Annotated in this window: 16 protein-coding genes, 2 pseudogenes and 1 riboswitch; of the genes and pseudogenes, 1 reads left to right on the forward strand and 17 read right to left on the reverse strand. The window is 36.1% G+C overall.

What is annotated here, in order from left to right:
- Positions 1-17: 17 nt before the first annotated feature.
- The 16 genes and pseudogenes from KUA55_RS06300 to purC form a co-directional block, all read right to left on the reverse strand.
- On the reverse strand, positions 18-995 hold the full coding sequence (locus KUA55_RS06300) for an alpha-ketoacid dehydrogenase subunit beta (RefSeq protein WP_218325331.1): 978 nt from the start codon (positions 993-995) through the stop codon (positions 18-20).
- 2 nt (positions 996-997) lie between these two features.
- On the reverse strand, positions 998-2,107 hold the full coding sequence (pdhA, locus tag KUA55_RS06305) for a pyruvate dehydrogenase (acetyl-transferring) E1 component subunit alpha (protein ID WP_218325332.1): 1,110 nt from the start codon (positions 2,105-2,107) through the stop codon (positions 998-1,000).
- Between the two features lie 375 nt (positions 2,108-2,482).
- Positions 2,483-5,089 (reverse strand): magnesium-translocating P-type ATPase, encoded by a 2,607-nt coding sequence (mgtA, locus tag KUA55_RS06310; RefSeq protein ID WP_218325455.1) that lies wholly within the window; start codon positions 5,087-5,089, stop codon positions 2,483-2,485.
- A 125-nt stretch (positions 5,090-5,214) separates the two neighbouring features.
- A riboswitch (M-box (ykoK) riboswitch) is annotated at positions 5,215-5,381 on the reverse strand.
- Between the two features lie 55 nt (positions 5,382-5,436).
- On the reverse strand, positions 5,437-6,165 hold the full coding sequence (locus tag KUA55_RS06315) for a nitroreductase family protein (protein WP_218325333.1): 729 nt from the start codon (positions 6,163-6,165) through the stop codon (positions 5,437-5,439).
- Between the two features lie 11 nt (positions 6,166-6,176).
- Entirely contained in the window at positions 6,177-7,598 is a 1,422-nt protein-coding gene (locus tag KUA55_RS06320; protein ID WP_218325334.1) for an aminotransferase-like domain-containing protein, read from the reverse strand.
- Positions 7,599-7,707: 109 nt separating this feature from the next.
- The gene (guaC, locus tag KUA55_RS06325; RefSeq protein WP_218325335.1) at positions 7,708-8,685 is read right to left on the reverse strand and encodes a GMP reductase; all 978 of its coding nucleotides are present in this window, start codon (positions 8,683-8,685) and stop codon (positions 7,708-7,710) included.
- A 127-nt stretch (positions 8,686-8,812) separates the two neighbouring features.
- Complete coding sequence (locus KUA55_RS06330) at positions 8,813-9,244, reverse strand: DUF3788 family protein (RefSeq protein WP_218325336.1); 432 nt, start codon at positions 9,242-9,244, stop codon at positions 8,813-8,815.
- A 364-nt stretch (positions 9,245-9,608) separates the two neighbouring features.
- Positions 9,609-10,862 (reverse strand): phosphoribosylamine--glycine ligase, encoded by a 1,254-nt coding sequence (gene purD / locus KUA55_RS06335; RefSeq protein WP_218325337.1) that lies wholly within the window; start codon positions 10,860-10,862, stop codon positions 9,609-9,611.
- Between the two features lie 11 nt (positions 10,863-10,873).
- Entirely contained in the window at positions 10,874-12,406 is a 1,533-nt protein-coding gene (purH, locus tag KUA55_RS06340) for a bifunctional phosphoribosylaminoimidazolecarboxamide formyltransferase/IMP cyclohydrolase (protein WP_218325338.1), read from the reverse strand.
- Positions 12,387-12,974: a phosphoribosylglycinamide formyltransferase gene (gene purN / locus KUA55_RS06345; protein ID WP_218325339.1), complete on the reverse strand. Its 588-nt coding sequence runs from the start codon at positions 12,972-12,974 to the stop codon at positions 12,387-12,389. Before purN ends, purH begins: the two co-directional genes overlap by 20 nt.
- Positions 12,975-14,018, reverse strand: coding sequence for a phosphoribosylformylglycinamidine cyclo-ligase (gene purM / locus KUA55_RS06350; RefSeq protein WP_218325340.1), 1,044 nt, complete (start codon positions 14,016-14,018; stop codon positions 12,975-12,977).
- Positions 14,019-14,030: 12 nt separating this feature from the next.
- Positions 14,031-15,470, reverse strand: a complete 1,440-nt coding sequence (gene purF, locus KUA55_RS06355; RefSeq protein ID WP_218325341.1) for an amidophosphoribosyltransferase — start codon at positions 15,468-15,470, stop codon at positions 14,031-14,033.
- Positions 15,455-17,671, reverse strand: a complete 2,217-nt coding sequence (purL, locus tag KUA55_RS06360; RefSeq protein WP_218325342.1) for a phosphoribosylformylglycinamidine synthase subunit PurL — start codon at positions 17,669-17,671, stop codon at positions 15,455-15,457. The genes purF and purL overlap by 16 nt, the downstream gene beginning before the upstream one ends.
- Positions 17,671-18,351, reverse strand: a complete 681-nt coding sequence (gene purQ / locus KUA55_RS06365) for a phosphoribosylformylglycinamidine synthase subunit PurQ (protein ID WP_218325343.1) — start codon at positions 18,349-18,351, stop codon at positions 17,671-17,673. The genes purL and purQ overlap by 1 nt, the downstream gene beginning before the upstream one ends.
- Positions 18,352-18,606 (reverse strand): phosphoribosylformylglycinamidine synthase subunit PurS, encoded by a 255-nt coding sequence (gene purS, locus KUA55_RS18280; protein ID WP_246601428.1) that lies wholly within the window; start codon positions 18,604-18,606, stop codon positions 18,352-18,354. It abuts the gene before it with no gap.
- Positions 18,607-18,621: 15 nt separating this feature from the next.
- Positions 18,622-19,320: pseudogene (gene purC, locus KUA55_RS06370) on the reverse strand (phosphoribosylaminoimidazolesuccinocarboxamide synthase); the annotation flags it as partial.
- A gap of 244 nt (positions 19,321-19,564) precedes the next feature.
- Here purC and KUA55_RS06375 point away from each other — a divergent pair.
- A complete protein-coding gene (locus tag KUA55_RS06375) occupies positions 19,565-19,921 on the forward strand; it encodes a hypothetical protein (protein ID WP_218325345.1) in 357 nt (118 codons plus the stop codon).
- Positions 19,922-20,033: 112 nt separating this feature from the next.
- Here KUA55_RS06375 and KUA55_RS06380 read toward each other — a convergent pair.
- Positions 20,034-21,473: pseudogene (locus tag KUA55_RS06380) on the reverse strand (alanine/glycine:cation symporter family protein); the annotation flags it as partial.
- Between the last annotated feature and the right edge of the window lie 11 nt (positions 21,474-21,484).

Here is a 21,484-nt window from a genome sequence, read left to right on the forward strand (position 1 = left end):
TTATCTCGCTCCTTTAATTAAAATTCTACGATTTCTTTTACTTTTGCTTCAATATCGCTAGCATTTGGTAACCAGATACCTTCCGCTTGACCAAATGGGAAAATTGTATCTGGGGCAGAAACACGTCCAATCGGAGCTTCTAGGGATAATACAGCTCTTTCAGAAATTTCAGAAACTACTTGTGCACCGACACCGGCTTGTTTTTGTGCTTCTTGTACAACAACCACTCGACCAGTTTTTTCAACTGATTTGATAATTGTTTCAACATCTAGAGGAGCAACTGTTCTAAGATCAATAATTTCAACGTTGATATTTTCTTTTGCTAAATTATCGGCTGCTTTTATAGCTTCACGAACCATTGCGCCATAAGTAATAATTGAAACATCACTACCTTCACGAGTTACAGCAGCTTTATCTAAAGGTACTTCATAAATTCCTTCTGGCACTTCTTCACGGAACGAACGATACAATTTCATATGTTCTAGATAAACAACTGGATCATTGTTACGAATTGAAGAAATCAATAATCCTTTTGCATCATATGGATTTGATGGGATAACTACTCGCAAACCGGGAGATTGAGCCATCAAGCCTTCTAAATTATCAGAGTGAAGTTCAGGTGTATGCACACCACCACCAAAAGGTGAACGAATAGTGACTGGTAAATGACGTGTACCACCCATACGGTAACGAGTGCGAGCCATTTGACCTACTACTTCATCCATCGTTTCAAAAACGAAACCAAAGAATTGAATTTCTGGAACAGCGCGAAAACCTTCTAAAGCCAAACCAAACGCTAAACCACCAATTCCTGACTCAGCTAAAGGTGTATCAAAAACGCGTTCTTCTCCATGTTTTGCTTGTAATCCTTCAGTCGCACGGAATACACCACCGTTTTTACCAACATCTTCACCGAAAACTAATACATTTTCGTCTTTTTCTAGCATTAAATCAAGAGCATCAGTGATGGCTTGAATCATTGTTTTTTGGGCCATGATTATTTCGACTCCTTCGCTTCATAGAATTCAATTTGTTCTTTAATACTTTGCGGTTGTACTTCATACATATTTTTTAAGAAGTCTGAAACTTTTTGTTTAGGTACACGATCAGCTTCAGAAATTGCTTCCTTGATTTCTTCTTTTGTTTGTTCAATGATTGCTTCTTCTTTTTCTTCAGACCAAAGACCTTTTTCCGTTAAATAATTTCGGAAACGAACCAATGGATCTTTCTTTTGCCATTCGTCATCCATTTCTTTAGAACGGTAACGAGTTGGATCATCACCTGATAAAGTATGAGGACCATAACGGTAGGTCAAAGTTTCAATTAAAACTGGACCGTTGCCATTTGCTGCCCATTCACGAGCCATCTTTGATACATAATAAACAGCCAATGGATCCATACCATCAACTTGGATACCTGGGATTCCAGCAGCAACAGCTTTTTGAGCTAAAGTAGCTGCCGCAGATTGTTGTTCTCGCGGAGTTGAAATTGCGAAGCCATTGTTTTGAATGTAAAAAACGGCATTAGCATGGTAAGCTCCAGCAAAGTTAATCGCTTCATAAAAGTCCCCTTGAGATGAACCACCATCACCAGTATATGTGAAGGCAACATTTTTCTTATTACGTTTCTTAAGACCTAATGCTACACCAGCTGCTTGGACATATTGCGCTCCAATAATAATTTGTGGTGGTAATGCTTGTAAATCGTCAGCATAATGATTTCCGGCAACATGACCGCGCGACCATAAGAATGCTTCTGCTAAAGGTAACCCATGTTGAACCAATTGAGGCACATCACGATAACCTGGTAATAAAACATCTTCTTTTTCAAATGCAAATTGACTAGCTAGTTGGCTAGCTTCTTGGCCAGCAGTTGGCGCGTAAAATCCTAAACGACCTTGACGATTCAATGCAGTTGAACGCTGATCTAACACCCGTGACCAAACCATTTTAGTCATTAATTCGACCAATTCCTCATCTGATAAATCTGGGATTAATGCTTCGTTTACTACTTTTCCATCTTCATCAATTGCTTGATAAACAGGGAAATCAGCATTAATATCGGCTAATAACGCTTTAAAGTCGATCGTTTTCTTTTTTTCTGCCATGTTGTCACACTTTCCTCTCTTTTTCTCAGTCACTGATAAAACAGGAACTGAATCTGTACTACTGATTTCTCAGCTTCATCATTAAAGTATCATTTTTAACATGAGAAGACAAACAATATGCAACGCTACCATAAAAGTTTTAGCTAGAAATTTCTTATTTTTTTGTGAAAAAATGACCAAACTAAAGTGGTTTAACAAATAAAACTAACAAGAGACTGAAACCTCTTTCTTCCGCTATGATTGCCAGTCATAAATCAACTCGTGATCTAACAATTTAAAAATTACAATTTTTAATTGTGAAAAAATCCACTTGTGGAAATATACTTGCTATAAAAAAAGAAACAGAGCAACTATAAAAGTCACTCTGTTATAATTTTAAACCCATTCACCAGCAATTTTGATATATATTTTTTTCCCAATCTGCACTGCAATTAAATAGCCAACAACAATTAAGAAATACCATACCCAATAGGCATTAGGTAATGCTACAAAATCAAATTGCGCTCTTATTGGCGTGATCACAATAATAATACCAACCACTACTGCAGCCAGTAGACTAGCCAAAACTTGTGGTGCCGGACGACTTTGAATAAATGGAATTTTTCTAGTTCTTACCATTAAAACTACTAAGGCTTGCGTCGTTAAACCTACAACAAACCAACCTGTTTGAAATAGATTTTGATTTCCTATTGTATTTGCGCCAAAAACATACCACATTAAGACAAAAGTTAAGATATCAAAAATCGAACTGATTGGACCAATACAAACCGTAAATTTCAACAAACCTTTTGTTTCCCACTTTGTTGGTTTAACTAATTCTTCTTCATCCACATTATCCCAAGGAATTGTTAGCTGAGCAATGTCATAAATTAAGTTTTGCAATAAAAGTTGCATGGACAACATTGGTAAAAATGGTAGGAAGGCACTAGCAACTAAAATTGAAAAGACATTCCCAAAATTTGAACTAATCGTAATTTTAATATATTTCATCATATTACTAAATACTCGCCGGCCTTCTAACACACCGCTTTCTAAAACGGTTAAGCTTTTTTCCAACAAAATAATCGAGCTGGCATCTTTGGTAATATCAGCAGCTGTATCAACCGATATCCCCACATCGGCTTTTCTTAAAGCTGGTGCATCATTAATTCCATCTCCCATAAAACCAACCGTGTGGCCTTTTGTTTGTAAATTTTCAATAATCCGAGCTTTTTGCATTGGATTTAATTTTGCAAATAAATTAGTTGTATCACCAGCAATCTGTAATTCTTGATCACTCATTCGGTCAACTTCAGTACCTAAAACATATTTACTGGCATCAATACCTACGTCATTACAAACTTTTTGGGCTACTATTTCATTGTCACCTGTTAAAACTTTGACGTTTACTCCATGTTGATGCAAAGAATCAATTGCAGTCTTAGCAGATTCTTTTGCTGGGTCTAAAAATCCCATAAAACCGATTAAAGTCATATTTTTTTCATCACTGCTACTATAAATTGCATCACTATGGACATCTTTTTTGATTGCCACCGTGATTACTCGCATACCTTGACGATTCATTTTTTGGTTTACTTCTTGCAATTTTTCTTTTAATTCATCAGTTAAGGGTAAGATTTCTCCATTAATCTCTACTTTATCGCAGACAGTCGCCATCTCTTCAACCGCACCTTTTGTGATCATTAATTGATGATCATCTGCTTTAATCACAACTGTCAAACGACGACGTGAAAAATCAAAGGGTATTTCATCGATTTTTTGGACTGTTTGATAAGGTAATTGCTGTTTTTGTTCTTCATAGTAATTAATCACTGCAATATCCATTAAGTTTTTCCAACCAGTTTGATAAGTTGAGTTTAAAAAAGTTAGATCTAAAACTTGGCGATTTTCTTCCCCTAAAGGGTTCAAATGTTCAACTAATACCACACGATCTTCTGTAATCGTACCGGTTTTATCAGTACACAAAATATCCATGCCACCTAAATTTTGAATCGCAGCTAGTTCTTTCACAATCACTTTTTGTTTAGACAATGTCAAAGCACCTTTGGCCAGATTTGAACTAACAATCATTGGAAGCATTTCTGGCGTTAAACCAACTGCTACGGCAATTGCAAAGAAGAAAGCACTGCTCCAATCTCCTTTAGTAACACCATTAATTAGTAAAACTAAAGGGAATAAAACCATAATCATCCGTAATAGCAATTTACTAACTTTCGTCAAACCAATGTCAAAACTTGTCTTCCCACGTTTGGCTGTTGCATTTTTAGCAATGTCTCCAAAAAATGTTTGCTGCCCGGTTTTTAAAATAATAGCTTTGCCTTGACCACTCAAGACATCTGTTCCCATAAAAACTAAATTTGATAAATCTAGGGCAGTTTCCTCACTTATTTTGTTGTGGGCACTATTAATAAATTTTTCAATCGGCATTGATTCACCCGTTAACGAAGATTGATTAACGAACAAATCTTTGGTCCAAATCAAAACTGCATCAGCAGGAATCATATCACCCGTTGCTAAAGTTAGGATATCTCCAGGAACAATTTCATCCATTGGTATTTCCGCTGTTTCGCCATTTCTTGTAATGGCAGAGGTATTTTCAATCAATTCTTTTAATTCAATACTGGCTTTTTGGGAACGGTATTCTTGAATAAAAGTGATTAAAACACTCGCTAAAATCATAATAACCATTACAATTGCCGCTTGAAAATCTTTAGTGGCAATTGAAACAATCACTAACAATGCTAAAACATAAACAAAAGGATCGTTAAAGGCTTGTAAAAACAATAACCAAGCAGGCGTCGGTTTTTGTGCAGATACTTCGTTGGGCCCATATTCTTCCAAACGCGTTTTTGCATCTTGATTTGACAAACCTTTTTCAGAAGTCCTTAAGTTTAAAAATAAATCCCGATCAGTTAATTGTGCTAATTTTTTTAGTTCTTGGTCCTTGCTGATATTTTTGGCAAGGAGATTTTTCTTGCTCATCATAATAATTCCTCCAATTTCTTATTCTCTTACTCGGATGTTCGTCAAGATCCATCTTCCTCACCACCTTTCATTGTCAGACACAAAAAAACGCACACTCAACAACAAGCATGCGGAAATAACCTCAATCATGTCATCGTTGAGCTTTAGCACTATAGGGCGTAGACAAAATTTGTCAGCTACGTTAAACGTCACCTTCACGATGGCATCTGTTAGACCAACTCGGAGTCTCTCGATTCCTTTGCGGCAGTAGCTTATGTCCATATAGGAGCCTCACCTAACAATATTTATATTATTTAATAAAATAACTATAAATTGAAAATCTGTTTCTGTCAAATCATCTAAAGTTATTTTTGAATTTTTTTATCTTTAAGAAATTGATCAACTGCAGTATTTGGTTTTTGTGAAAAATAATCAGCAAATTTTTGACTCCAGATTTTTGTTTCTCTGGCTTCTGCAAATTTGTCCATCGTTTCATCATATTTTTCAATCACTTGATAGTCATAATCTTTAAAAGTGTCATAAAATACAATAGCTTCTTCGGGTAAACGTGGTTTTACTTTCATTTCAACAGTTGGTTTACCAATGCTCATTCCAGCTACTGGAAACATATAATCGGGTAGATTTAATAATTGGCTAATTGCATCAATGTCTTTGCGAATACTTCCTACAATAACACTACCCAACCCGAGGGATTCAGCGGCTAATGTTGCGCTATTCATGGCTAAGGCTGTATCAGTCACCGCAGTCAATAATGGATCAATTCCTTCAATTATCGGGAAATCAACCTCATATTTATCAGCGACTTTTTTTGAACGATTTAAATCAGCAACAAAAATTAAAAAAACAGAGCTTTTTAGCATGTGGGGATTACCTGGATTCATTGCAACTAATTTTTCTCGAATTGAGGAATCTTTTACCACAAAAATACTGTAGAATTGTCCATTCATCCAAGTTGGCGCCTGTCTTGCAGCTGATAAAATCACCTGTAATTCTTCTTCCGATAGTTGATAATTCTCATCGAAATCACGGTACGTACGACGGGTTTGTAATAGATCTAGCATTTGATTATTCATATTGACCTCCTTCATTTTTGTTTCAATTGATCGGTGATTTGTTGAAATTTATTAAAAAACACTGCCAAATTTTCTTGATTTAGACGAGTGTAATTAATCCTAAGGGACATCGTATCATTACTAAATAAAAACGCCGGAGCTACCAATAATTGTTCATCTAAAAAAAGTTCCCAATCTTTTCTCGTTAATTTTTTATTTTTCCAGGTTAAATAAGCATACAACCCACCTTCAATCGGTTCAAACTGCCAATCATTTGATAAAAGCTTTAATTCTTTTTCAAAATCACGAGCGCTTTGTTTTAAGGTGTCTACTAAATTCTGCTGCTTTTGATTAAAATAAGGATCCTTTAATGCAGTGCTGGCAACAACCTGTGGAAAAACGCTTAAAGAAAAATCAACCATTTGACGTGCTTCGGCTAAACGCACAATCAAATCACGATTTGCAACAATCCAACCAATTTTCAAAGATGAACCAAATATTTTTGACAAGGAACCTAAGTGAATGACTTCATCTGGTGCAAGTTCTTTCAAGGACGGCGGTAAATCTACGAAGGCCAATTCGCTAAACACATCGTCTTCTACAATGGGAATTTGATATTTTCGACTTAAATCAATTAATTCTTTTCTTCTTTGTAAAGACATAGTCCTGCCAGTTGGATTTTGAAAGGTCGGATTGACTAATATCATTTTGATTTTTTTGGTTAAAATCAATTGTTCTAACTGATCCACTCGCATTCCTTGGCTATCTAATTCAACACCGTACAATCGAATGCCCGCAGTAGCAAAAATTGGCAAAGAGTACAAAAATGATGGATCTTCAATCGCGACACTATCGCCATTTTGTAACATCACTTGAAGCAATAAAAACATGGCTTGTTTGGCTCCTGATGTAATTAGCACTTCATTAGAAGAAACATCGATTTTTTGTTCTTTTTTTATCCGCTGAACAATTAATTCCTGTAATGGTAAATAACCCAATGGGCTTTGCTTTTGTTCTTCCAGTAGCAATGTCTCCCATTTGAAAGAAGGTAAACGAAAACTGGGAATTAAATTCAGTGGTAATTCTCCAGTATATAGATCCAAACTTTGGACTGATTTCAATTGCTGTTGCAGTTTAACTAAATACGCTTCTTGTTGAAAATGATTGTCGGCTAATCGCCTTCGCCAATCAATCCGAGGATTAGCTGTTCTGCCCCAGTTTCCCTCGTTAACAAGCGTTCCGCTACCACGTTTTCGTACAATCCAGCCCAAAGCAACTAATTCATCCAACGCATGAACTACTGTTGAACGATTCACATGATAAGTCTCAGCCAATTTTCGCTCCGGTGGCAAACGATCTCCCGGCAGTAATTGGCCATTTTGAATATATTCGATTAACTGTTCCATAATTTGTTGATAGACTGGAATATTTTTTTGGTTATTTAACTGCCACATCAGTCGACTCACTTCCCTTAGTATTAAAATTACTGGAGGAAAGGGCCACTGTCAATCAAAAAAAGTGATAGAGGATGATCAATTTGATCTTCCTCTATCACTTTTAAATTTAAATTGTATCACCATTGAAAATTGAATTTTTAACTATTACGTAGTCAACTTTTTGGATAGATTCCAAATCGCGACCACCTGCATAAGAAATTGAAGACTGTAAATCTTGTTGCATTTCCACTAAAGTATCTTTCAAATGACCTTTAAACGGAATCCAGATTTTTTTACCTTCCACATTTTTCTTTTCACCTTTTTGAAATTCAGAAGCACTACCAAAATATTCTTTTAAAACGACACCATTTTCAACTTTGGTTTCACCTGGAGACTCTTCATGGCCAGCAAAAAGTGAGCCAATCATTACCATTGTCGCTCCAAAACGAACAGATTTAGCAATATCACCATGGGTACGAATTCCACCATCGGCAATAATAGGTTTTCGGGCAGCTTTTGCACACCAACTTAATGCTGCTAATTGCCAACCGCCAGTTCCAAAACCAGTTTTAATTTTAGTAATACATACTTTACCGGGTCCAATGCCGACTTTTGTCGCGTCTGCACCAGCATTTTCTAGTTCCCGAACCGCTTCAGGAGTTCCAACATTACCAGCAATCAAAAATGCATCCGGCAATAATTTTTTAATATGCTTAATCATATTAATCACTGGATCAGAATGACCATGGGCAATATCAATTGTGATATAATCTGGTACTAAATTTTGATCGGCCAACGATTGCACGAAATCATATTCATTCGCTTTTACACCAACACTGATTGATGTAAACAAACATCTTTTTTGCATCTTTTTAATAAACGGAATCCGCTCTTCTTCGTAAAAACGATGCATTATGTAAAAGTAACCATTTTCTGCTAAAAATTCTGCGATTGATTCATCGACAATTGTTTGCATATTAGCGGGAACCACTGGCATTTTAAAGCTGAATTTACCTAATTTAACACTTGTGTCACATTCTGAACGAGAGTTCACGATACACTTGTTGGGAATTAGTTGGATATCTTCATAATCAAATACTTTCATAAAATCCTCCATTTGTTTACACAATAAAAAACATAGGACATTTCGCCCTATGTAATTTACAATAAAAATGAGAAAAAAGCAAGAATAATTTTTATTATTCTTGCTAAAACACGAACATTAAACCTTTTTAATGTTTTTCTCTTAAGTTTTTAGCTTGAAGACTGACTAGAAAAACGACATCTTCCATTTCAGCTTCATTCGTTACATCCATTTCGATCATCTTTGTTGATGGAGATATTTGTGCAAACTTTTCTTTAAACTCATCAGACATTACTTGAATCATTGGTGTTAAATAGCGAATCCCAAAATCAGGTAGTGGCGTTTTTACGGAAAAATAGTCGTCATGAATGATGATTGAGCACAATAAACCTTGATATTGTACGACTTCAATGTGCCATCCAAGCTTTTTTTGAAAAATTATTTTAATTTGTGGCTCATAGTGACGAGTGAGTTGTGCCAGCAAAATTTTTAAATACTGAGAGTTTGGTAAAAAATCCATGATTGCTTCCATATTGGGTTTTTCAGCTTCCAATTGAGACGATAGCCATTTATCATCCATCAAACTTCCTCTTTTCTTATCAATTGATATATACGTACAAGAATGAACAACATAAAATTTAAAATATTGAGATAACAATATTCATAAAAACTTATTTTTTCAATTCTAATCTCATTATTTTTTCATAATTTTATTTTAACATGATATACCGCGCATGTCATTGTTTTCCTCTTTATTATCTTCACTTATCTGTTTCTACTTATTATTATTAATGCTTTTATTCTTCACAACGGTCTTGATTTTACTAAAAAAAGAGCTTTATTGCAAGCTGCAATAAAGCTCTTTTTTATTTTATTCAATTATTTTTTTCTAGCAAATTTTTTATCTTACTAAAAACTAAGAAAATTAAAAACAAATAAATTGATTATTTATTACGACCTTTATCACCAATATCTTTTCTGAAAAAATAACCATCTGTATTTGTTTTTTCTAATGCTTTGTAAACTTTTTGCTGTGCATCAGAAATATTTTCACCATTTGCTTCCACAACTAAAACCCGGCCTCCATTTGCCTTTAGACCATCTGAATCAGAAACTCCCGCATAAAAAATGTTGACATTTTCATCACCAAAGGTTGGAACCGGCATACCTTTTTGATAATCTCCAGGATAGCCATCAGCTGCTAAAACAAAACCAACACTAGCAAAATCATACCAGTTTATTTTTGGTTCTTTTTCATGCAACAAATCGTCAATAACTTCGGCCAAATCACTAGCTAAACGCGGCAAAACAACCTGAGTCTCTGGATCACCGAAACGGGCATTAAATTCAATAACCTTTGGTCCATCTGAAGTTGCAATTAAGCCGGCATATAATATGCCAGAAAAAGGTGTACCATTTTGAACCATACCATTTACAGCAGGTCTGACAACATTTTCGACTGCTTCAGTAATAATTGATTCGGAAATTTGTGGTACGGGAGAATAGGCACCCATTCCACCAGTATTAGGCCCTTTGTTTCCTTCAAAAGCTGGCTTATGGTCTTGAGCAATAACCATTGGATAAACATCATTATTTCTAACAAAAGATAATAGCGAGAACTCTTCACCAGCTAGAAACTCCTCAATCACCACTTTAGCACCACTTTCACCAAAACGGTTTTGATTGAGCATTTCATCTAGTGCTGATAAAGCTTCTTGTTCATCCTGTGCCACTACTACCCCTTTGCCTGCAGCTAAACCGTCTGCTTTGATTACAATTGGCGTGCCTATTTTTTTTATATAGGCCTGCGCTTGATCAAAATCAGTAAATACTTCGTAGGCTGCAGTTGGAATTTGATTTTCTAGCATAATTTGTTTAGCAAACTCTTTTGAACCTTCGATCATTGCGGCTGCTTTATTAGGTCCAAATATTTTTAGATCAGCAGCTTGAAAATCGTCGACAATCCCATTCAACAATGGTACTTCAGGTCCGACAAATGTCCATTCGATTTGATTTTCTTTAGCAAATTCGATCAAAGCCGGATGATTATCTTCTTCAATAGCTAAAGTTTGAATGCCGTCATTTAGCATACCAGGATTTCCTTTTGCGCAAAATACCTCTGTCACCTTTGGACTAGCTAATATTTTTTTAGCAATGGCGTGTTCACGACCACCAGAGCCGATAATTAGAATTTTCATCAGGTCACCTCTTAATGTCTGAAGTGACGGCCACCAGTAAAGACCATCGCTACACCATATTTATTTGCCATCGCTATTGAATCTTTATCTCGAATACTACCACCAGGTTGGACAATCGCTTTAATGCCATGTTCAGCTGCATATTCTACTGAATCATCCATTGGGAAATAAGCGTCACTAGCTAAAACAGCGCCAATCATTTTATCAGCAGCTTGTTCTAAGGCAATTTTTACAGAACCCACACGATTCATTTGGCCGGCACCAATACCAACTGTTTGATGCTGGTTAGCAACGACGATCGCATTTGATTTCACATGTTTGACAGCTTTCCAAGCAAATTCTAACGCTTTTAATTCCTCTTTGGTTGGCTGGCGATCCGTGACGACTTCGTACCCTTCTGCTTTTTCAGTCAAGATATCTTGGTCTTGAAATAATAAACCACCTAGTACAGATACTATTTCTACTTGTTCAGAATTTGAATTACTAAAGTCTAGTGTTAATAATCGCAAATTCTTTTTCTTCGACAATAATTCAAATGCTTCAGCAGAAAAAGATGGTGCAATAATAATTTCTAGAAATAATTCATGCATCTTCTCAGCTGTTGCCAAATCAACTTCTCGGTTAGCAACAATAATACCGCCAAAAATGGAAACCGGATCGGCTTCGTATGCATAATTATAAGCTTCAAAAATTGTTTTTCCAGTTCCAATACCACAAGGATTCATATGTTTCAACGCCACAACAGTTGGTTCAGAAAATTCACGGGCAATCCGTAAAGCAGCATCAGCATCTTTAATATTATTGTACGATAATTCCTTACCGTGTAATTGTTTCCCGCTAGCAATTGAATAAGAAACAGGAATAGCATCTTGATAAAAAGCTGCTTTTTGATGACTATTTTCACCGTATCGTAAAGTTTGTTTTAAATCATAAGTTAAAGTTAATTTTTCTGGTTCAGCAACTTTAACTGCTGCTGTTAAATATTCAGCAATCAGGGCGTCATAAGCAGCCGTGTGACGAAAAACTTTTGCCGCTAAATTTTTTCGCGTAGCTAAACTAGTTTCGTTGTTTTCAGCAAATTCTTGTAAAACTGTTTCATAATCTAGCGGATCTACCACTACAGTAACAGCCGCGAAATTTTTCGCCGCTGAACGAAGCATACTTGGACCACCGATATCGATATTTTCAATCGCATCCGCTTCCGTAACCTCTTTTTTCAAGATAGTTTCTTTAAAGGGATATAAATTCACGCAAACCAAATCTATTGGTTGAATGTCATGAGCGTCCATTGCTTCCATATGGCTAATTAAGTCTCTTCGTCCTAACAAACCACCATGGATTTTCGGGTGCAGTGTTTTCACTCTTCCATCCATCATTTCTGGAAAACCAGTGACTTCATCAATACTGATTGTTTTTACACCGGCCTCATCTAAAACTTTTTTAGTTCCACCAGTAGAAATAATTTCAAATCCGTTTTCAATTAATTTATCAGAAAACGAAACAATTCCATTTTTATCAGATACACTAATCAGCGCACGTTTCATGACCTAACTCCTTTATGATTTTCGCAATGACTGCGGGATAAAGTCCATGCTCAACTGCATGAATTTTTTCTTCTAAAATTTCTAAAGTATCATTTTTATCAATAATCACTTTTTCTTGCGCAATAACTGGTCCAGTATCCACACCACTATCTACATAGTGAACAGTGACACCTGTTTCAGCTACTCCAGCTTCAAAAGCATCTTTAATACCGTGTAATCCCGGGAAACTAGGCAATAATGCCGGATGAATATTAATAATTCTTTTCGGGAATGCTTGCAAAAGTTTTTCACCGACAATTCGCATATAACCTGCCAAAATAACTAAATCAATCTGATTTTTCTTCAGTAAATTCAATAATGCATATTCATAAGCAGCTTTATTTTCAAACTCTTTCAATTCAAAGCTTTCACTGGGAATTTGAAATTTTTCCGCTCTCTTTAAGACATACGCATCCTGGTGATCAGAAAAAAGTAAATCAATTTTTGCAGGAATCTCTCCATTTCGAACAGCATTAGCTAAAGCTTCAAAATTAGAACCATTCCCAGAAGCTAAGACAGCAATTTTCATTTATTTTGCTCCCTTAAATGAAATCGACTCATTAACTTTGTCAGTTACTTTTCCAATAATATAAGAAGCTTCATCATTTTTTTGCAACAGCTCTTGAACCGCTGCAACTTTTTCTGGTGCAACCGCTAATACCATACCAATACCCATATTGAAAATTTCGTACATTTCCATGGTAGGAATTTGACCATATTTCTCCATAGTTGAAAAAATTGGTAAGATTGGCCAGGTTCCTAATTCAATCTCACAAGCAAGTTGATCAGGTAGCATTCTTGGTAAGTTTTCAACAAATCCGCCACCAGTTATGTGAGCTACACCATGGAGTAATTCATCTTTAACCAAAGGTAAAATTGCCTTGGCATAAATCCGAGTTGGTTTTAATAATTCATCAGCTAACGATGCCCAATCAAGTTCTGGCAATTTATCCGAAATCGTAAAATCATTATCTTCAAAGAAAATTTTACGAACCAAAGAATAGCCATTGGAATGAATTCCTGATGAAGGCAACCCAATCAAAACATCGCTAGCTTGAATTTTTTCCCCAGTTACAATTTTACTTTTTTCGGCAATCCCCACAGCAAAGCCAGCTAAATCATAATCCTTATCACCGTACATACCTGGCATTTCAGCTGTTTCGCCACCAATTAAAGCTGCCCCAGCTTGCACACAACCATCAACTACACCGGCAACAACTTGTTCTAAACGTTCTGGAACATTTTTTCCAGTAGCAATATAATCTAAAAAATATAATGGTTCAGCGCCCTGCGCAATAATGTCGTTGACACACATTGCTACACAGTCAATCCCTATTGTATCGTGACGATCTGCCTGAATAGCGACCATCAATTTTGTTCCCACACCATCAGTACCAGAAATCAAGACGGGTTCTTTGACGTTTAATTGACTTAAATCAAAATTGCCGCCAAAGCCACCAATTGCGCCCATCACGCCTAATCTTTCAGTTTTCTTGACATGTTTTTTAATTCTTTCTACCACTTCATAACCCGCTTCTACATCGACACCAGCTTTTTGATATGCGTTAGCCATTATTTCTCTCCTTTAGAAAAATGAAATTTTTTCACGTAATGATTCTTGATATTTTTCTTCATAATCGTACAATGGCGTAGGATAATCCCCATTAAAATAAGCCATACATAAACCAGAATAAGGTGCATCAAACTTCAAGCCAATCGCGTCAATTAATCCTTCTTCACTTAAAAAGGCCAAAGAATCAGCACCGATTTCTGAACGAATTTCTTCAATTGAATGATTTGCTGCGATTAATTCTTTTCTTGTTTGAATATCTATTCCATAAAAACAAGGGTAGCGTAGAGGTGGTGAAGCAATTCGTACATGAACTTCTTTTGCACCGGCTTCTTTTAATAATTCCACTATCCGACGACTGGTTGTCCCACGCACAATCGAATCATCTACCATGATGACTTTTTTGCCTTCAACAACACCTCGAACTGCTGACAACTTCATCCGAACACCTTGTTCTCTTAATTCTTGGGTAGGCTGGATAAAAGTTCTTGCGATGTACTGATTTTTTACTAAACCCATTTCATAAGGAATGCCAGTTGCTTCTGCATAACCACTAGCAGCTGATAATGATGAATTTGGCACACCGACTACCATATCCGCTTCAATCGGTGCTTCAGATGATAAAATTCGACCCATATTTTTTCTAGCACTATGAACGTTTACCCCTGCAATATTTGAATCAGGTCTAGCAAAATAAATGTATTCCATTGAGCAAATTGCATGTTGTGTCTCATCAGTAAATTTTTCAACTGTCAAACCTTGGTCGTTAATAGTAATTACTTCACCAGGATTTACGTCTTGTAAAAACTCGGCACCAACTACTTCTAAGGCACAAGTTTCTGAAGCAACCACATATGCACCATTCACCATTTGTCCGATTGATAATGGTCTGAAGCCATTGGCATCTAAAGCGGCTACCATAGAATCTTCCGTCATCATTAAATAAGCAAAACCACCTTTAACAGTGTTCAAGGCTTCTTTTAATTGACTAGAAAAATCTGGTTTGGCGCTTTTACGGATTAAGTGCATTAAGATTTCTGTATCTGAATTAGAGTGAAAAATTGCGCCTTCTTCCTCTAAATCTTTTCTTAAAGTTTTAGCATTAGTTAAATTACCATTATGCGCTAGTGCAAAATCGCCATCATAAAACTTAAACAAAAACGGTTGAATGTTATCCACACTACCATTTCCGGCAGTCGCGTATCGCACATGACCAATGGCTGCTTGTCCAGTTAATTGATCTAACTGTCGTTCATCTTTAAAAACTTCAGACAATAAACCTAAATCACGGTATCCTTTTAATTTACCTTCATCATTTGATACAATACCGGCGCCTTCTTGTCCTCGATGCTGTAAACTATGGAGACCAAAATAAGTGACGCGTGTAGCATCTGGATGACCCCAGATGCCGAACACACCACATTCTTCATTTAAACTTCTTACTTCATAAGACATGGAATAGCTTCCTCCCAAAGTTCTTTGGCTGTCTTGACTGCAACATTAATTTTTCCATCATTCGCTTCAATTGTTAATTGACCATCGGCAGTTACTTCACCAATAAATTGCGCTTTTTTAACACTACTTTCAAAAGCTGCTTGATTTTCTTTTTTCACAGAAAGGATAAAACGAGATTGTGTTTCACTGAATAATTCTGCTGCTTTCAAATCAACCTTCACTGAAATCCCTAATTCATTCGCGAAAGTAGCTTCAGCTAAAGCCGTTGCTAGACCGCCTTCAGACAAATCATGAGCACTAGATACTAAACCAGCTTTAATTGCTGATAAAACCAACTCTTGGTTTTCTTTTTCAGTAGCTAAATCAAAATTCATTAGTTTCCCTTCAATTAAACCCTTTTGCATTTTTTGAATTTCAGAACCATTAAAATCGGCTTTGGTTTCACCAATCACATAGACTAAATCACCAACATTTTTAAATTGTTGAGTTGTTACATGGTTTAAGTCTTCGATTAAGCCAACCATACCAATCATTGGAGTTGGATAAATCGCTTTTCCGTCTGTTTCATTATATAAAGAGACATTCCCAGAAATGACTGGTGTGTTTAAAACGGTACAAGCTTCAGAAATACCATCAGCAGATGTCCATAATTCCCAGAATCCTTCAGGTTTTTCAGGAGAACCATAATTTAAGCAGTCAGTAATCGCTAAAGGCTGTCCACCAGATGCAACAATATTTCGCGCAGCTTCTGCAACTGCAATTTGTCCGCCAACCTCAGGATTTAGATATAAATAACGGGCGTTGCAATCTGTTGTCATTGCCAATGCTTTATTCGTGCCACGTACTCTAAGAACAGCGGCATCACTACCCGGGCCTACCACTGTATTAGTCCGAACTCTAGAATCGTAAGTTTCAAAAATTGTTTTTTTAGAAGCAATAGTCGGTTGTTTTAACAAATCTAAAAGGGTTGCTGTTGCATCTTGGATTGTTGGTACAAAATCAGCCATTTCCGCAAATTCTTTAATACGAGCAGGTTCTTTCTTTTCATTCTGATAAACCGGCGCATCTTCTGCTAAAGCATCCACAGGCAAATTCGCAACTTCTACATCATGATGATATAAACGATATAAACCATCGTCAGTTACTTCACCAATTGTTACAGCATCTAAATCATATTTTTTAAATAATTCGACCACTTGATCTTCTGCCCCTAATTCAACACAGATTAACATCCGTTCTTGAGATTCTGACAACATCATTTCATAAGGGGACATTCCTGTTTCCCGTTGAGGTACATCATCTAAATAAAGTTTCAAACCAGATCCAGCTTTTGAAGCCATTTCTGCACTAGAAGATACTAAACCAGCTGCACCCATATCTTGAATGCCAACTAAAATTTCAGAATGGTCTAAAATCAATTCCAGACAAGCTTCCAATAATAATTTTTCCATGAATGGATCACCAACTTGCACAGCCGAACGTTGTTGTTCTTCCCCTTCAACAAATTCTTCTGAAGCAAAAGTAGCGCCATGAATACCATCACGACCAGTTTTAGCCCCTACATACATGATTTTATTGCCGACACCTTTGGCCTGCCCTTTTTGAATATCTTTATGATCAATTAAACCAACACACATTGCATTAACTAATGGATTTCCTTCATAGCTCGCATCAAAAGCTACTTCGCCTCCGACTGTTGGAATTCCAATACAGTTACCATAACCAGAAATTCCAGCGACAACTTCTTCTAATAAATATTTTGTTCGGGAATTATCTAATTCACCAAAACGTAAAGAATCTAAGATAGCAATCGGTCTTGCACCCATACTAAAAATATCACGAATAATTCCGCCAACACCGGTTGCAGCCCCTTCATAAGGTTCAACAGCTGAAGGATGGTTATGACTTTCTGCTTTAAATACAACTGCTTGATTATCACCAATGTCAACAATCCCGGCACCTTCACCAGGCCCTTGTAATACTTGCTTACCAGTTGTTGGAAATTTTCTTAAAACCGGTTTTGAATTTTTATATGAACAATGCTCACTCCACATGACTGAAAAAAGTCCTGTCTCAGTATAATTAGGCATCCGACCTAAAATATCCTCTGAAATCATTCGATATTCTTCGTCAGTTAGCCCCCATTCAGCGTAGATTCTTTGCTCTTTAATCTCTTGAGCTGTCGGTTCTGTTTTAATCATTATTTAGCCGCTACCTTTCCGAAGTTATTAATCATTGATGCGAAAAATTTCAAGCCATCGTCTGACCCTAATAATTTCTCTACCGCTCTTTCAGGGTGAGGCATCATTCCTAAAACGTTGCCTTGTTCATTGACGATACCAGCAATTTTCTCAACACTACCGTTAATATTATCTTCTGCATAAGAAAAGACAATTTGATTGTTGGCTTTTAATTGATCCAATGTCGCTTCATCGCAGTAATAGTTTCCTTCACCATGGGCAACGGGGATTTGAATAATTTCGCCTTCCGCATATTCGGTCGTAAAGTTTGTTTGATTATTTTCAACTTTTAAAGGTGTAATTTTACTGATGAATTTTAAGCTGTCATTTCTTCTTAAAGCCCCCGGTAAAAGACCTGCCTCAGTTAAAATTTGAAAGCCATTGCAAGTACCAAAGACTGGCTTGCCTTCTTCGGCCATACGGACAACTTCTGCCATAATATTTGCAAAACGAGCAATTGCACCACAGCGCAGATAATCGCCATAAGAAAATCCGCCTGGCAATAAGACGCCATCAAAACCAGCCAAACTATCTGCATCAAAGCGAACATATTCACAATCAACATCCATAATTTCTTTGATTGCCCAATACATATCCATATCACAATTTGAACCTGGAAAAACGATGACTGCAAATTTCATTTAAACTTCCTCCATCGTACTAATTTCATAGCGGTAAGTTTCCATATTAACGTTAGCTAATAATTTGTCACAGATTTCTTCAATCATTTCTTCGATGGGACGATTACTTTTAGCTACTTTGATTTCAAAATATTTACCAATTCGAACATCTTCAATCGTGTCATAGCCTAAACGATGAACGGCACCTTTGACTGCTTCACCTTGAGGGTCCAATACTGAATCTTTGTAAGTTACGTATACTTTTACGAAATACATTTTTTTTTCTCCTTTTAATCGATTTAAGACTTCTTGATAAACAGGGATTAAATCCCCTAAATCTCTACGGTAAATATCTTTATCTAAATGTTCATTTGTGACCTTATCCCATAAACGGCAAGTGTCAGGTGATATTTCATCAGCCAATAAAATGGTGCCTTCTTTTGTACGACCAAACTCTAATTTAAAATCTACTAGGATAATGCCAATTTCATCAAACAGTTCACTTAACGCTTCATCAACTGCTAAAGCCATTGTTTTTAACGTTGTGATTTCTTCATCAGTAGCAATATCTAAGACCTTAATATGGTCTTCAATAATCATTGGATCATCTAATTCGTCATTTTTAAAATAAAATTCAACAATCGGAAATTTCACCGGTGTACCTTCAGGAATTGCTAAACGCTTTGAAAAGCTTCCGGCAGCGATATTCCGAACGACAACTTCCAACGGGATAATATCAACTGCTTGGATAATTTGTTCTGTTTCTGAAATTTGTTCCACGAAATGACTACGAATTCCTTTTTCATCTAAGCGTTGAAAAAGTAAACTAGTGATTTGATTATTAAGCTCACCTTTGCCTTTAATTTGGTCTTTTTTAGCGCCGTTTAAAGCCGTTGCTTGATTCAAATACTCAACCCAAATCAAATCTGGTTGGTCTGTTTGAAATAGTTCTTTTGCTTTGCCTTGATAAAGTAATTGGCCTTTTTCCACTTGCGTTACCCCTTCTTAATTGTGAATGATTTATTGTTATCGAACAATTATCATTCGTATTTTATTCAATTATAGTGTAACAACTCACAAAATCCGGGTCAATTATTTATCGGATATTTATATTTTTTTATTCCTTAATGTTCGTTTTTTGCTAAATTTTGTATTTCAGGTCAAAAAAGATAGCGTTTACATATTAAAAATTAGGTGCTATAGTTTATTTGACAATAATATCGGAGGAATGAACATGTTACAGACAGGATTAATTGCTCAAGAATTTCTACATCATATGAATGAAGCAGATAAACACCAGTTGTTTAACTATTTACTTGGCTTGAATGTCACCCATAAAGAAAATGTAAATACCTCTTTTTATACATATAAAAATCTGAAAAAATGGTTGAAGCCTAAGCAACAGCCTATTCAGACTTTTTCATTTATAAACGATCATAATGATGAATTGATTATTAGCCAACTTAAATATCAAAAACTATTTAAACAAGGTTATCAAATAAAAGTATTCTATAATTTAAACGAATATGACTATCATTTAGTAGATGATCTCTTGGTTGAGTTAAAAGGAGAATTATTATCATATGCCTAAAAAAAGAGTTTTCCAAAGCGGAAAACTCTCTTTTTTAATCATCTTCTTGTTTGATTGCTTGAATCAGATCATTTTCTTTATTTACATCAATATCAGGTTCTTCTTGATATTGATCAATCGACACAGCCAGATCACTCATTGATAATTGCTCGTCCAACTGACCAGCTGCCATTCGACTAAAGTATGATTTGGTTTCTCGAATAACTACTGGGCTCAATAAAATCAACGCAACAATATTTGGAAAGGCCATTAATCCGTTAAATATATCTGCGATTGTCCAAACCATTGTGACAGTCAAATAAGGACCAATAAATACTGCTAAAATATATAATACTCGAAAAGCTGACGAAAACTTTGTATTTCCACCAGTTAAATAACTAAGACATCTTTCAGAGTAATAATTCCAGCCTAAGATAGTTGTAAAAGCAAAGAATGTCAGACAAAGCATTAATAAAAAAGAAGCTAGTGTTTGAGAAATTGGTAATGCCTGTGTAAATGCAAAAATTGTAACAGCTGATCCTTCCAGCCCTTGATCCCAAGCACCCGTTAAAATAATTGCCATCCCAGTCATATTACAAACCACTAATGTATCGATAAATGTTCCAGTCATTGAAACTAAACCTTGTCTTACAGGTTCTTTTGATTGCGCTGCAGCAGCAGCGATCGGTGCGCTACCTAAGCCAGACTCATTTGAAAAAATACCTCGTGCAATTCCTCGCTGCATTGCGATCATCATCGCACCCAGCGCACCACCTGATACTGCTCTTAAACCAAAGGCACTTTGGATAATTTCAACAATCACTGCTGGTAACCGTCCAATATTAAAAATAATCATAAATAAACACAAACCGACATATAAAACAATCATTGCCGGTACAACAATTTCAGAAACTTTGGCAATTCGAGTGACCCCACCAACTAAAACAATCGATACCAAAACGGTCACAATAGCACCGGAAATAACGACAGCCAAAGAATAATCATTGCCAAATAAACTAATTGTATGAGCATTATTCGGATCAAAAAATACTTGTGCAGAAGAAGTAATACCATTAATTTGTGTAATTGTTCCAATCCCAATAATACCAGCAATTGCTCCGAAGAAAGCAAACATTTTCGCTAGCCAACGCCATTTCATTCCTAAACCTTTTTCGATATAATAAAACGGACCGCCCAACGCCTTACCTTGATCATCAAAAGTTCGATATTTAACTGCCAGTAATCCTTCAGCATATTTTGTTGCCATTCCCAATAAACCAGCGATTTCTAGCCAAAATAAAGCACCTGGACCGCCTGACACAATCGCCGTAGCTACCCCAACTATATTTCCCGTACCGATTGTTGCAGAAAGAGCTGTTGTTAATGCTTGGAAACTCGTTACGTCTCCTTCACCACCATCTTCGTTTTTTACCATATATTTTAAAGCTAGTGGTAATTTTCGAATTTGAATCCCTCGTGAACCAATAGTTAAAATAATCCCAACACCTAATATTAGTAAAATCATCGGTGCTCCCCAAATTAAAGAATTGATTCTTGTTAAAAATGCATCCATAAAACCATCCT

This window comes from Enterococcus alishanensis (genome assembly GCF_019218635.1).
Lineage (GTDB): Bacteria > Bacillota > Bacilli > Lactobacillales > Enterococcaceae > Enterococcus_A > Enterococcus_A alishanensis.